We start from the raw sequence: 14,202 nt of genomic DNA on the forward strand, positions 1-14,202 counted from the left end.
AACAATACAAATTTACACGGAATCTTTTGCTGTTCGGTTTTTTCTTAATTTACTCGCTGTTTCTTTTTTGTTTAAATAAGCGAAAATTTCCTTTTGCGATTGAATTTTCTTTACTTTTCCATTGATTGGAATGGGCAGGTTATTCAACTTTCCGTCTAATATTCGGGCACTAACATTATCATTAAGCTGTATGTTTAAGATATCAATCAATTCTTTTTTTATTTTCTTATCCTGAATCGGGAAAGCACATTCAATTCGTCGGTGCAAATTCCGATTCATCCAATCGGCCGAAGACAGGTACAGAAGTTCTTCTCCTAAATTGTGAAAATAAAAGATTCTTCCGTGCTCCAGAAATTGATCGACAATACGAATAATCCGAATGTTTTTTGCGTATGTTTTGTTTGGTTTCAGACAACAAATTCCGCGAATAATAAGGTCAATTTTCACCCCTTTTTCACTGGCTTCATATAATTTAGTGATCATGTCACGTTCCTGGAGGCCATTCATTTTCAGAATAATATAGCCTTTGTGTCCATTCTTTACATTCTGAATTTCCTGATCAATTAATTCAATTAAGCTTCTTCTCAAATTAAATCGTCCAACCAAAAGTTTTCTGAACTCATATCCTTCAGTTTGGTTTTCAAGATAATCGAAGAGTTGTTTCAACTCAGTAATAATTACTTCATTTGAAGTTAGTAAACCATGGTCGGAATAAATTTTGGCTGTTTTCTCATTGAAATTTCCAGTACTTAAAAAGGCATAATCTTTTTTATCTCCTTTACGCAATACCAAAGCTAGTTTTGCATGAACTTTTAGACCGGGAATACTGTCAATAATCTTTACGCCGGCTTTTCGCATTTCATTTGCCGATCTAAGATTGGCTTCTTCATCAAAGCGCGCTTTTACTTCAACAAATACAGTCACTTTTTTACCGTTTAATGCTGCGTTAATTAATGCATTTACAACGGCCGAATTATCAGCAACCCGATATTGAGTCGCTTTAATTTCTACAACTTTCGGGTCAACTGCTGCTTCGTTTAAAAAGCGAATTACATATTCGTACGACTGATAAGGAAAATGAAGAATCTGATCTTTTAGCCGAATGGTTTTAAAAACAGATTTATTACCCTGCAAATCATCCACCTTTAAGGGGTGAAACGATTCCGGTTCCAGTTCAGGATATTTTGGATTTGGAAAACAGAAAAAATCCTGAAAATTATGATATCGGGCTCCTTTCACCATGTCATTGTTTTGCAGGTTAAAAGAGTCTTTTAAAAATTTCAGAAAATCCTTAGGAATCGATGCATCATATAAAAAACGCGAAGGAGAACCTGTTTCCCGTTTTTTTAAACTGTTCTCGATCATTTTAATTAAATCGCCCGAATACTCATCTTCAATCAGTAAATCCGCATCGCGGCTAAGCTTAAAACTGTAGCTGGAATCGATCTTGTAACCGGGAAACAACAGTTTCATCCGCAATTTAATGATGTCGTCTAAAAACATGATGAAGTGCTTGTCATCCCTATCAGGCAATTCAATAAAGCGAGGGAAACGATGACTCGGAACTTTTATAATCGCATATCTGGAGCGACGAGATTTGGGAGCACCTTCTTCCTCTTCTTTTTTTCTTTTTTTAAACAATTTAACCGCAATATAAATCACGTTATTTTGAAGAAAAGGCTGAATCTGCTTTTTTAATAATAGTATGGGTTGAACGTGAGGCAACAAATTATCAAGAAAAAAATCTTTCACGAACTGATGATGTTCTTCGCATAGAGATTGGTCCCGAATCAGAATAATATCCTCCTCTTCCAATGCCGGAATAATTTCCTGCGTAAAAATGTTCCCAAATTCATTCTGCTGACGATCAACTTCAGCATTGATATTTTTTAATATTGCATCAGGATTCTCTCTCAAAATACCTTTATCTTCGGCAGGCAATTCGGTAAACCGTTTGTAGGTGCCCAAGCGTACCCTATAAAATTCATCGAGGTTTGAAGAATATATAGCTAAAAATTTAATTCTCTCGTATAGTGGCAATCTTGTATTCGAAGCCTCTTGCAGTACTCTTTTATTGAAGGATAACCAACTTAAATCTCTATTTAAGAACTGATATTTTTGCATATGATGATTGACTATGGACTGTTTAACTAGTAAGATAAAATTAATCAATTTTTTGTTTCCACAGCAATCAATCTCAGCTAATACAAGGAGATTTTGGAGAATTAGGTGCTTTTTGTAAGCTAAAGGTAGTTCAGGGTTACTAACTTTTAGTTGTTGAAATTTTTACGTTGGCATAGCTTAGGTTCTTGAAGAAATCGGAATAGGCATCGTCCTTTTTAATCGACATTTTATGCTTTACACCATTTGTAAATTCAAAGGCTAATTTGGCATTCGTTCTCGATTCTCTAATGCGGATCATTTTTATCTCTCGGAATGTGAACTCCTTACCATCCATTGTTTTAAGCTCTTTATATTTGAAAATTGTGACAATCGTAAGACCTAGGCTGATTATTAGGATCGATAAGAAAAAAATCATTTCGTAATTTGCTTCATCTCTGTATGCACTGTAAAGATTTAGCGAATTTGATACAATTAATATTGGAATAAGAATAACAGGTACAGCAAAACTAAAAAGATTCTTTTGGAAACTTAGTTTGGTGTAAGAGAAAAAAATATGACCGTTAAATGAAAACTTTGCTTTTACGGACTGATAATTAGTGGTGTTCATTCTTTTGCCTAATTATGAAACGTATTTGATTTTTGTGTTATGTTCATGTAAATATATGAAAATTTTACAATATGGAATTAGTTATATTTAGTTTTGTATTTATTTCTGATTGTTTGGTTTTTTTAATATTACACGCGAAATGTCTGATTGTTAGAAAATACATTTTTTTTGTAGGCTTTCTAAAACTAAATTTTGTGGAGAAGAGTGAGGGATCCTCTTTAGGTTGATTGTAATAATGGTGTTGAATTTTGATTGGAATGATACTTAAATAAAACAGGTCTTGTTTGTCTAACCAATGATTTACTTAATTAAGAATACAAAATCCCCAAAAGCCTGTATATTTGTAGTAAGGATAAATCAAAAAAAAAAGAAATGAAAGACGGAACAAAGAGGGCAGATATTCATCCAGGACTTGAGGTTCGAATTGTGCTGAAAGCAGATCAGCGATCAGGAAAGTTGACAGAGGGGGTTGTAAAAAAGTTATTAACCAATTCGCATTTACATCCGCATGGCATAAAGGTAATGCTTGAAGATGGACAGGTTGGTCGTGTAAAGGAAATAATAGAATAGCAATATTATAATATTAGAGGTGCAGCATGCTGTACCTCTAATGAATTTAAGTTCTACAAATTAAATCGTTTCAGGAACTTGGTTTTCTGAGATCGCGGACAGATAATATATGAATAAGGATTTTTCTTTAACGGATCTTTAAATTCACGTTTATCTTCTTTGGTTTCGTGCAATATGGTATTAAATTCCTCGTCCGATGATCTTACAAACATCACTCCATGGTGATATTCGAAAAAGAACCATGTAGATTTATCAATTTCAAGATACATAGTAAGACGGTTACCACTTCGTTTTTTGTCCAGTTCAATTTTACCTTTTATGCTTTTATTGATTTGTTTGCCGTTAATATTTCCAATTCCAATCTCTCCAATTGATTGATATGCCTTGGCTTCTTTGTCCCAGATAAAATCGAGATTATTGAAATACAGGGTATGCAAAAGTTCATTGGGCAAGGTTTTAAAAGTGCCGTTGAGATCCATTTCCCGCACGGCTAATTCGGCTCTTTTGCGCCCCATTATTTCAGCCAGTTTTCTGGTGTAGTTCTGTTTGTTGATGTTTGTGCGTTTTAAATTTGCCTGCGTAAATGCTGTTTCCATAATCTTCATGGCCTGATCATTCATAAAGAAATCAACACCAAATATCAAGTCCAGAGTCACAAGATCACTCGATAAATCGTGTTCGATAGCTCCGGCTGAAATCTGTTTTATTTGTCCTAATTCGGCACCTAAATTAATTAAACCTTCTCCTCTCATATTACAATTGCCTGGATAGAAAGAAAGGATATTTCCGGTTGCGTCCATATCTTGTAATTTGTCTTTCGGTGCAATTTGATAGGCCTGCAAATTCGGCTTATAGGTAAGAAATCCTCTGGCTTCCAATAGCACGTTATCCGTGTAAAATATTCTGCGTGATAAAAACGAAGAATAGATATGAATGGAATCATTCGTTAAGAAAAAACTATTGTAAAGCATCAGGCTTTCATCATCGGTTACGTGCAAATCAACAGGGATGTAAATTTCTTTCGGATCAATCTGTGAATTGAAATCAAGCCATTTGTCGCCAATACTTTCGCATTTGTTATGAATTTTGGTCTGACCATGAAAGAAAAGTGATTTCTCGCGTGCTTCTAACCTAACTTTTCCTTTGTAATCAAAATCGGGACTTAAGCTAAACGATTTTTCTTCCGGCAAATTCCCCATGGCAATGGTTTGTCCGAGACTGTCCACATCTATCACATCAAAAAACAGTTCCTGCTCATTTTCTTCGGCATCTAAATAAGTGTAACTACCCGATCCGGAATAGGAAGTTTTGCTGTGAACATTTATGGTAGCATTAAAAATATTGTGATATGAATTCAGGGTGTCGGCAAGTATTTTCGAGTTTCGAAGTGTTTGCATTAGTCCTTCTTTTTCAATGTTTACATCTCCCATGTCGGGATATATTTTTGCATCAGCAACAGCCAGATCTCTTACAAATTTTGCTTTAATTGTATGGTCTATAGAACTGTATTTGGCCAATGGGGTGAGAAAGCTCAGGGAATCCTGTTTTAAACTTGTCGAAATAAATTCGTTATAGGCTGTTTTAGGTAAGCTTTCCATTTTATCCTGATCCCACAAAGAGGCCAGTGTATTTTCATCCTCGTTTCCGAATAAAAGCTCCTGTTGATCCATTTCCCAACCAAAACTATTGATGTAGGCCATGTATTTGTTCGATGGAAACTCACTGTTGCTTCCTCCTGTTGTGCTTGTAAATTGACCTGTTCTGTTGATAAAGTCGATATGTGCTCTAACATCTTTACTTTCGAAGGCATATCCTTCCGAATCTGTATTTTTCAGCTTAAAAACAGCTGTATCTGCAACAATGGTTTTATGTGTGTAGGTAAAATAATCCGATTGAAGTTCGGCATTAACCAATTCCATGTCACCAACTCCTGTAATTTCTGTTGGAGTAATTTTCAGCGTTCCGGCAAGGGTTGCCAGCTTTTTATACATGTCGATAGGTAAGGCCGTACTCTTCACGTAAAGTTCTTCTTTGTACGGATACCATGTTGCAAAAATTTTCTCGCCGTTTACCTCAGGATTGTTCATATGCGAAGCCAGTTCCTTTAATTCGAAACTTTCGGCCTGAGTGGTCATAATTTCCGGTCTGAATACTAATTTTTCAGATTTTGTAATAGAGGTAAGGTAGTTTAGTGTTCCATCACCAATTAATCCTTCGTTAGAAAGGTGTATGCTATCAGTAAAAGTTCCTTTCCCGTAAACAGGCAATCCTTCTTTAGGCGTTACGTGGTAGAATCCCAGCGAATTATCATCATTAATACTTAGAGTTTCTCTAAATGTTGGGAATATGCTGTCGGAAACAAAAGTTCCTTTTAACGAAATGTCTTCCTTTTTAAAGTCGTTTATATTGTTGATTGTGTAGGGATCAACCTTGAAATAGAATTCTTCCTTTTTATAAGCTCCATCCTGTATTTTTTTGCTGTCGTAGTAAACAAAACAAGAATCAGAACTATTAAAAATCGGATATTCCGCGTAGTTTTTTAATCCCGACTTGTTATTGGGATCATCAATTAATAAATTTCCTGTTATTTTTTCCAATACACTTCCCAATTGTGTTGTGTATCTTCTGCCATAGTTAGAAAGTGAATCAGTTACAATGTTTATTTGCAGAGAGTCAATCAGGTCGAGGTCAATTTTGAACTTTTCGTAAGAGAAATTAAAATCCTTCCCGTACATATCCAGTAATCCGGCCATTATTTTTCCATCGAACTGGAAATCACGATTCTTTTTAAGGGTTATTTTCTGATGCTTCGGAAAGATCACCACATTTTGAGAATCACTTACAGCAATGTGTTTAACACCGTTAATATCCAAATTGTAACTTCCCATTCGAAGAGTAGCATCATCTTCATTATTTTCTGTTTGCGTAGTGAAACGAATTACGTCATAATCCTGTCGTCCCATTCCCGATTTAATGTAATCGGTAAGTCGTTGTTGTAATGTAATTTCATCGGTGTTTCTATTGTAGATTACGAAGCCTTGAAACGATAAGCCAATAATTTGCTGGCGCACATGGTTAACCGGTTTTTTAATGAAGTTGGCGTATTCCATTGCAGTAAATGTTTCTACGTAAGAATAATTGGCATATTTACGCAGTAAAACCAGCGGATTCTCCTGATCCATGCCCTGAATTTTCATGAATCGGTTGAGACTAAAATAATTCATCGACTCGAAATGAGCCTGACGACTGGTAGCGCCTTTCATACTTCCAAAGTGCATTAAATTTTCATCCATATTCCATACCAACATTCCAAAATCCATAATCAGATTGTGATAGGTGTTGAAGTAGGGACTCAAGGCAATTCCTTCTCCTTCTCGGATTAAATTAACTTCTTTTTTGTCTGGGTAGTATTGAAACAACAGTCCGGGGTGATAAATTTGACAGGTGTCGATCAGGATTTCAATTTCGGTATCTTTTCCAACAACACGATTGTTGTTAAATGAGAAGTGTTCCGATCGTGCCCGTAAAAATAAGGTATCATGTCTGGATAACTCTATTACAGATGGGATTTCGGGACTTCCTTTTCCCAAAAATTTTGCCCCGTGAATGGCAACACCTCCCTTGTAATTAAGATTTTCGAATAGATTTTTAATTTCGATTTCTTTTTCGAAGGATTCAAAACGAGGGTAGATTGCCAAAGATGGATCTTTCACTGAGTTCATCTTCTCAGAGAGACTGCCCTCAATTTTATCATTAAAAAGTTCTTTGTTGTAATAGCTGACAGTATCAACCTGGAAAGATGTTTTTTGGGTGTCAACAGTGTAAGAATCAAATACAGCGTATTCTTCTGTATCGCTTTTCCCGGCTCTGGCCCATGTTACTTTTCCTTTGTTTCCATTCCAGATTTTTTCAAACGGATGATATATTCCGCTTGTATTGTATATGCAGGAACTGTCGCGTTGTGCGATGCAATATAGGTCGGCCTGATCGAACTGGATACTTAGTACTTTATCGAAGAGAAACTTGAATTTTGCATTCTCACATTTCCATTTGGCAGCGTACGATTCATTTATTATTGTATCCTTTAAAAGGTTTTGTGTTTGAATTAGAAAGTCTTGTGTTGCACTTAACTTATTCTTTTTATCACTGATCTGATGGATTAAACCCTTCTCCCAATTGGAATAATCCTTTTTGTCACGATTTTGTTGCTGAAACAACATCAGTGTTTCGAAATAGTTGTAAAAATCAGGAAACGATCTTGCTTTTCTCGACAGGAAAATATCACATATCTGGTAGATGTTCTGTCGTCTGTCTTTTGTCATTTCCGGCGAAAACCAGAAGGTGGGGAATTGCTCTTTAAACTCTTTGCTTTCTTTTTTTTTGGTTGGATGATCCATGAATTTCAAAAATTCATCTTGAAAGATGATTGAGTCATGGGAAAATGAATTGATACTTTGTGCTAAAACGGATTGGGTTGAAATTATTATTCCCAAAAAAAGAATAGCGGAGAAGAGAAGCTTATTCATTGTAAATGAAGTTTCGGGTATGGATATATTTGCAAAGGCAATTTAACAAATTTGATGGGATCTGAAAAGTAAAACGCCGGTTCTCTGTCTTCTTTATAGAATAACAGATACCGGCAAAATATTGCATTTTACTTTTTTGAGAAACGAACAGCAACCCAATTTAAATCAACTTTGTGGCTGATGTATTCTAAATTGTTTTTTTCAGCTTCCTCTTTAATGTGCTTTAAATCTTCAGTATAAAATCCACTCATCACCAATTCTCCGTTTTGCGGAAGACAGGTAACGTAATGTTTCATGTCATTAAGCAATATGTTTCTGTTGATGTTGGCCAAAACAACATCATATTGTTTTCCTTCCAATAAAGCAGCATCACCCAAAAAAACGGATACATTATCAGCCTTATTGTTTTTGATATTTTCCAGTGAGTTGGTATAAGGCCATTCGTCAATATCAATCGCATCTACTTTTTCAGCGTTTCGTTTCGATGCCAAAATTGCAAGCAGACTGGTGCCACAGCCCATATCCAAGACTGATTTCCCTTCCAGATCCAATTCAAGAATGCTCTGAACCATTAACGAAGTGGTAGAGTGGTGTCCTGTTCCAAACGACATTTTTGGATCAATTACGATATCGTAAGGAACTTTTGGAGTGTCGGTATGGAAAGAGGCTCTGATCACTACCTGATCTGAGATGATAACCGGACTGAAATTGGATTCCCAAAGCGCGTTCCAATCCTGAGATGCAATTGTTTTGTTCGAGTAGCTCAATTTAAAAGGAGCATTCGGCAACTGATTAATGCTAAGTTGCTCTACCTCTTTCATATCAAACAGAGGCGCCTGTATGTATGCTTCAACAGCATCTTCACTTTGTGTAAAACTCTCGTAATCCAACTCGCCAAGTTCTGCAATTAATATTTCTGCGATTTCTTCCGAGAAAGGTTGGATCTGACATTTCAGTTCGATATAATCCATTTTATTTGTCTAATAATATAAGGCAACAAGTTAATTTAATCCTGATCAAAAAACAAAAGCCGACACAAGTGTATCGGCTTTAATTATATGTGTTTACGCTATTAAAAAGCGGTAATAATTCCCATGAAATCTTCTGCATTAAGAGAAGCTCCGCCAATTAAACCTCCGTCTACATCAGGGTTTTCGAATAATTCTTTAGCATTGGAAGGTTTACAACTTCCTCCGTAAAGGATAGATGTATTGTCTGCAACTTCTTGTCCGTATTGAGTAACCAAAGTCTTACGGATAAATGCATGCATTTCCTGTGCCTGAGCTGAAGAAGCAGTTACACCAGTTCCAATAGCCCAAACTGGTTCGTAAGCCAAAACAATTTTTCCAAATTCTTCTGCCGATAAATGGAATAATCCTTCTGCAATCTGGCTTTTTACAACATCAAAATGCTTTTCTGACTGACGTTCTTCCAAAACCTCACCAAAACAGAAAATTGGAGTTAAACCGTTAGCAAGACTTAGTGCTACTTTTTTAACTAACTTCTCACTGGTTTCGCCATAGTATTCTCTGCGTTCCGAGTGACCTAGAATTACGTATTTGCTGCCGGTTGATTTAATCATCGAAGCCGAAATCTCTCCGGTATAAGCTCCGCTAACTTCATCTGCACAGTTTTGAGCAGCAACACCAATTTTACCGCCAACAAGTTTATTTACTTCAGTCAGGTGAATAAAAGGAGTACCAATAACAACATCTACACCATTAAGCTCAGTCTTTTCAACTAAATCATTGATTTGTCCCGCCAATACAATACCTTCTTCAAGTGTATTGTTCATTTTCCAGTTTCCTGCAACAATTTTCTTTCTCATAATCGTAATCTGTTTTTTGCTTCTGCAAATTGAATTCTTATCAAACTGAAAAGAACAAGAAGCAATAGCAAAGTTGATGTAATACTAATAATTAATAGATTGATATTTAGTGTTTGATGTTTTGTAATAGAGTAGGCCACAAGATCGCCTTGAAGTTGATTTGCTTCGGGAAAATCTCTAAAATGCCATTTGTCAAGAATAGTTCCTTTTTTTAGTAAAAGCAAACCTGGATTCGAACGAATGATTGTTTTTAATTGAATTTCATCGGTATTGTAAAATTCAAAAGGCAATTCATTAGTAGTTTTAAAACTTTGCATAGCATCTTCACCCGAAGCAGTCAGTCCAATAAACTGTATGTTGTTTTCAAGAGAGTAAAATGCAAGTTCTTTAATTTTTAGTAAAGCACTTTCGTTGATTTCACTAAGATTTTTCGAAACCAAAAGGAAAGTATATCCATTGTCGGATAAAACCATATTGGTAATGTCTCCTTCTGTCTCATTCGAGATTGAAAAATCATGAATCGGAGGAGTGTATCCTTCTTTTATTTTTATTTGTTCCGAATCTACATATTTCCAGGTTGTATCCTGCCAGGGATAATTGGTTTCGTCAAATTCTTTTACCACGCCATCTTTTTGATACTTAAAAAGACTTCGGTATTCATCAGCAGGTGCTCCATCCGGAATTTTCATTCCATCAGAAATATTGGCGCCGATATGGTACGGTCTAAAATCGATAAGAGGCAAATGACGATATGAGTAGGTTGAGATCCATATAGAAACAACAAGGGCGAATCCAACCAGTAAATTTTGTTCCCAAACCGGATGCTGATTTTTATCTTTTTTTCTCCTCGAAAAGATCACTAAAGTGAAAGCAAGAATTACAATGTTTTTCCAGAAAGTTTCCCAATTGCTAAGAACCAATGCATCTCCAAAACATCCGCAGTCGGTTACCGGATTACTAATTGCTAAAACGAATGTAAGAGGTGTGAAAAAAAGCATAAACAGGAGAGCCAACCAAGCAGTAATATTTTTTCTGCTGTTGAAAATCAATGCCATTCCAACGGTAAATTCGAGAGTAGATAATAGAATTGCAAGAGGAAAGGCAGTCTCCTTTAAAGCATCCATACCAAAGGCCAGAAAATAATCTGTGAATTTGAAGGTTGATCCCATTGGGTCAACAGCTTTTACAAATCCGGAAAAGATAAAAATAAGACCAACAAAAAGGCGACTTACAAATTGTAATATTCTCATAATTCAGCGAATCTTATCAGGCGTTTTCGAACTCAATTTTAATTAAACCAAAAACTGCGTAGTTAATCATATCAAAATAGTTGGCATCAATACCTTCCGATATTAATGTTTTTCCCTGCAGATCTTCAATTTGTTTGGTTCTGTTAATTTTCATCAGAATTAAGTCGGTATAAGAGCTCACCCTCATACTTCGCCATGCTTCATCATAATCGTGATTTTTGGCTTCCATTAATTCTTTAGCCTCAGCAAAATATTTTGAATACAACTCAAGAGCTTTTTCATTAGGGAGCTCATTTTCAGAGGGGCCAAGTTCCAGCTGTATAATACCCATAACGGCATAGTTTACAATTCCGATAAACTCATCCCGAATGTTATCCTCGATTTTGCTCACTCCTTTGGTCTCAAGACTTCTTATTCGCTGTGCTTTAATGTATATTTGATCGGTTATGGAACTTGGACGAAGAATTCTCCAAGCGGTTCCGTAATCGTGCATTTTTTTTGTGAAGATATCCGTACAGATTTTAATAATCGAATTGTACTGTTGGTCTGTTTTATTCATAATTAGTGTTAGAAATTTCCTTTGTAAAAGTAAGAAAATAGCTTAAGACATGGTATTTTATTTTACTTTTGCTTCGAAATTTGTTCAAAAAAAACGGTGATGCAAAATTACAAAACAAATTGTTTTAACAGCGATAATCTTTCTATTAAGTGCGGGGATCGGTCAATAAATTTTGAAAAGCCTTTGGTTATGGGGATTCTGAATCTCACTCCCGACTCATTTTATGATGGAGGTTCTTATCTTAACAAAACAGCCATTTTGAAACGAAGCGAGCAAATTCTGTCCGAAGGAGCTGAAATTATTGATCTTGGGGCTTACTCTACTCGTCCTGGTGCTGCAGAGGTTTCAGCTGAGGAGGAAATTCTCAGAATGATTCCGGCAGTAGAATGTATTCGAAAGGAATTCCCCAATGTGATATTATCTATCGATACATTTAGAGCAGAAGTAGCTAAAAGAACTGTCACCGATTTTGGAGCCTGCATTATTAATGATATCTCAGGAGGAACCATGGATGATAAAATGTTCTCTGTTATTGGAGAACTAAAAGTTCCATATATCATGATGCATATCAAGGGAACGCCCCAAACAATGCAGCAAAATCCGGTTTATCATCATTTAGTGAATGACATGCTTGCTTTTTTTCGATCGCAGATTAAAAGCCTGAATGAATTTGGAGCCAAAGACATTATTATTGATCCCGGATTTGGATTTGGGAAAACATTGGATCACAATTATGAAATTATAGCTAATTTACAGGAATTTAATCAGCTGAACTTGCCGATATTGATTGGAGTGTCGCGTAAGTCGATGATTTATAAATTTTTAGGTGGGGATCCGTCTACGAGTTTGAATGGCACTACCGCGTTGAATATGATGGCATTGGATCAGGGAGCGGATATTCTGAGAGTACACGATGTAAAAGAAGCTGTTGAATGCGTAAAGCTGTATTCAAAGATCAAATCCTCATTGCAGTAATATGTCCAATAAAATTGTAATTTTGTTAACATACTGAATTTAATAGAAAAGAATGATCACAGCATTTATTACACTTGGACTTTTTGATATTCTTGATATATTACTTGTAGCCTTTCTGCTTTACCAGATTTACATGTTAATTAAGGGGACTGTTGCCATCAACATATTTGTTGGGTTGTCTCTTTTTTACCTAATGTGGTTGTTGGTTCGGGCACTTAATATGGAATTGCTAAGTGGTATTCTTGGTCAGTTTATGGGGGTTGGTGTAATTGCATTAATTGTTGTATTTCAACCCGAAATCAGGAGATTTTTTCTTTTGCTTGGAACTAAATACAACTTAAGTCAAAAATTCACATTGAATAATTGGTTTGCTCTTGATGAAAGAGGAATTCCGGATATCGAAATCAGATCGGTCGTTAGCGCATGCGAACACATGTCAAAAACGAAAACGGGAGCTCTCATTGTAATCGCAAAAAACATGGATTTACAAAATTATGCGGATACAGGACAAATTATAAAAGCAAGAGTATCTAAAAACCTCTTGGAAACCATATTTTTTAAGAATTCACCTCTTCACGATGGTGCTGTGATTTGGTCAAATAGTAGAATACTAGCAGCTCGCTGTATATTGCCTGTTACAGATGATACGAATATTCCGGGCAGCCTCGGATTAAGACATAGGGCGGCGATTGGAATGACTCAGGCGACCGATTCTCATGTAATTACTGTTTCTGAGGAAACTGGAAATATTTCCTATGTTATGGGAGGAAATATTAAGGTGAGGATTACCGCAAACGAATTACGAACATTTTTGGAAGGAGATTTTTCAAGTTTTATCATTTAAATCCAAAGAAATGAAAATTGGAATTACCGGAGGATCTGGTTTGATTGGTTCTCATCTAACAGAAAAATTGGCAGGAGATCTAAATGCTGATATTCTTTTGATTCCAAGAAAACTTCTTTATGGTAATGTTCAGGATCTTTCAGAATTTATTAAGTATTGTGAAGTCATAATTCACCTTTCGGGCGCCTCTGTAATTTGCAGGTGGAATTCCAAAAATAAACAGGTTCTGCGCAATAGCCGGATTACTACAACTAAAAATCTTAATAGTGCTATTGCTTTGATGGAGATTAAACCAAAGCTATTCATTTCAACTTCAGCAGTTGGTATTTACGACAACAAACATACACACAACGAGTATAGTAAAAATTTTTCGGATGATTTCTTGGGTGAACTTTGTATTGATTGGGAAAATGCTGCTAATGAGATAAAAAGGCAAGGTGTTCGAACTGTTATTTTTAGATTAGGTGTTGTTTTGAGTGACAAAGGAGGAGCTTTGGCAAAAGCTCTGCCCGTTTTTCGCTATGCCTTAGGCGGTAAATTGGGAAATGGAAGTCAGGCATTTCCGTTTATTCATATAAAAGATCTTATTAATGCCTATTCTTATGTTATTTTAAATAAGGAAATGGAAGGGACTTACAATCTAATTGCACCTGAATTAATTACGAATCGGGACTATACCAAAGCACTTAGTTCTTTTTTAAATAGACCTGCATTTTTCCATGTTCCTGCATTAATTCTCAGAGTCCTTTTTGGGGAAGGTGCAAATGTTCTTCTTTCGGGCCAGCGAGTTGTGCCTGAACGTCTTTTAAATTCTGGGTTTCTGTTCGGCTTTCCAACTTTACGTGCGACTCTTAATTCATTTTCAAGTCATAAATTATCAAATTCTTAATAGCCGTTTTCGGATAGTTAGTCGCTGTTA

Annotated in this window: 12 protein-coding genes; 5 read left to right on the forward strand and 7 right to left on the reverse strand. The window is 35.8% G+C overall.

Annotation, left to right across the window (positions count from 1 at the left end):
- Positions 1 to 12: 12 nt before the first annotated feature.
- Together ppk1 and GQR60_RS09320 are read right to left on the reverse strand one after the other, a co-directional pair.
- On the reverse strand, positions 13 to 2,124 hold the full coding sequence (gene ppk1 / locus GQR60_RS09315; protein WP_124992660.1) for a polyphosphate kinase 1: 2,112 nt from the start codon (positions 2,122 to 2,124) through the stop codon (positions 13 to 15).
- A 139-nt stretch (positions 2,125 to 2,263) separates the two neighbouring features.
- Positions 2,264 to 2,731 carry a hypothetical protein gene (locus tag GQR60_RS09320; protein ID WP_124992661.1) on the reverse strand — a complete coding sequence of 156 codons (468 nt, stop codon included), beginning with the start codon at positions 2,729 to 2,731 and terminating at the stop codon, positions 2,264 to 2,266.
- Positions 2,732 to 3,103: 372 nt separating this feature from the next.
- On the opposite strand from GQR60_RS09320, the gene GQR60_RS09325 reads away from it, so the two are divergent.
- The gene (locus GQR60_RS09325) at positions 3,104 to 3,301 is read left to right on the forward strand and encodes a YwbE family protein (protein ID WP_124992662.1); all 198 of its coding nucleotides are present in this window, start codon (positions 3,104 to 3,106) and stop codon (positions 3,299 to 3,301) included.
- A 53-nt stretch (positions 3,302 to 3,354) separates the two neighbouring features.
- Here the strand turns inward: GQR60_RS09325 and GQR60_RS09330 are convergent, their stop codons facing one another.
- Positions 3,355 to 7,698 (reverse strand): hypothetical protein, encoded by a 4,344-nt coding sequence (locus tag GQR60_RS09330; RefSeq protein ID WP_124992663.1) that lies wholly within the window; start codon positions 7,696 to 7,698, stop codon positions 3,355 to 3,357.
- A gap of 25 nt (positions 7,699 to 7,723) precedes the next feature.
- On the opposite strand from GQR60_RS09330, the gene GQR60_RS09335 reads away from it, so the two are divergent.
- Entirely contained in the window at positions 7,724 to 7,873 is a 150-nt protein-coding gene (locus GQR60_RS09335) for a hypothetical protein (RefSeq protein WP_154675805.1), read from the forward strand.
- An 82-nt stretch (positions 7,874 to 7,955) separates the two neighbouring features.
- On the opposite strand, the gene prmA is transcribed toward GQR60_RS09335, so the two are convergent.
- The 4 genes from prmA to GQR60_RS09355 form a co-directional block, all read right to left on the reverse strand.
- Entirely contained in the window at positions 7,956 to 8,798 is an 843-nt protein-coding gene (gene prmA / locus GQR60_RS09340; protein WP_124992664.1) for a 50S ribosomal protein L11 methyltransferase, read from the reverse strand.
- Positions 8,799 to 8,899: 101 nt separating this feature from the next.
- Positions 8,900 to 9,655 (reverse strand): triose-phosphate isomerase, encoded by a 756-nt coding sequence (gene tpiA, locus GQR60_RS09345; RefSeq protein WP_124992665.1) that lies wholly within the window; start codon positions 9,653 to 9,655, stop codon positions 8,900 to 8,902.
- Entirely contained in the window at positions 9,652 to 10,905 is a 1,254-nt protein-coding gene (locus tag GQR60_RS09350) for a BT_3928 family protein (protein WP_124992666.1), read from the reverse strand. The genes tpiA and GQR60_RS09350 overlap by 4 nt, the downstream gene beginning before the upstream one ends.
- 16 nt (positions 10,906 to 10,921) lie before the next feature.
- The gene (locus GQR60_RS09355) at positions 10,922 to 11,464 is read right to left on the reverse strand and encodes a DUF1599 domain-containing protein (protein WP_124992667.1); all 543 of its coding nucleotides are present in this window, start codon (positions 11,462 to 11,464) and stop codon (positions 10,922 to 10,924) included.
- Between the two features lie 99 nt (positions 11,465 to 11,563).
- Between GQR60_RS09355 and folP the strand changes: the two genes are divergently transcribed.
- Genes folP through GQR60_RS09370 form a run of 3 tightly spaced genes read left to right on the forward strand, consistent with a single transcriptional unit; the run spans position 11,564 to position 14,172 of the window.
- The gene (gene folP, locus GQR60_RS09360; RefSeq protein ID WP_124992668.1) at positions 11,564 to 12,439 is read left to right on the forward strand and encodes a dihydropteroate synthase; all 876 of its coding nucleotides are present in this window, start codon (positions 11,564 to 11,566) and stop codon (positions 12,437 to 12,439) included.
- Between the two features lie 52 nt (positions 12,440 to 12,491).
- Positions 12,492 to 13,283: a diadenylate cyclase CdaA gene (gene cdaA / locus GQR60_RS09365; protein WP_124992669.1), complete on the forward strand. Its 792-nt coding sequence runs from the start codon at positions 12,492 to 12,494 to the stop codon at positions 13,281 to 13,283.
- 10 nt (positions 13,284 to 13,293) lie between these two features.
- The gene (locus tag GQR60_RS09370) at positions 13,294 to 14,172 is read left to right on the forward strand and encodes a TIGR01777 family oxidoreductase (RefSeq protein ID WP_124992670.1); all 879 of its coding nucleotides are present in this window, start codon (positions 13,294 to 13,296) and stop codon (positions 14,170 to 14,172) included.
- Positions 14,173 to 14,202: the final 30 nt, after the last annotated feature.

Origin of the sequence: Labilibaculum euxinicum (assembly GCF_009795715.1) — a bacterium.
GTDB lineage: Bacteria > Bacteroidota > Bacteroidia > Bacteroidales > Marinifilaceae > Labilibaculum > Labilibaculum euxinus.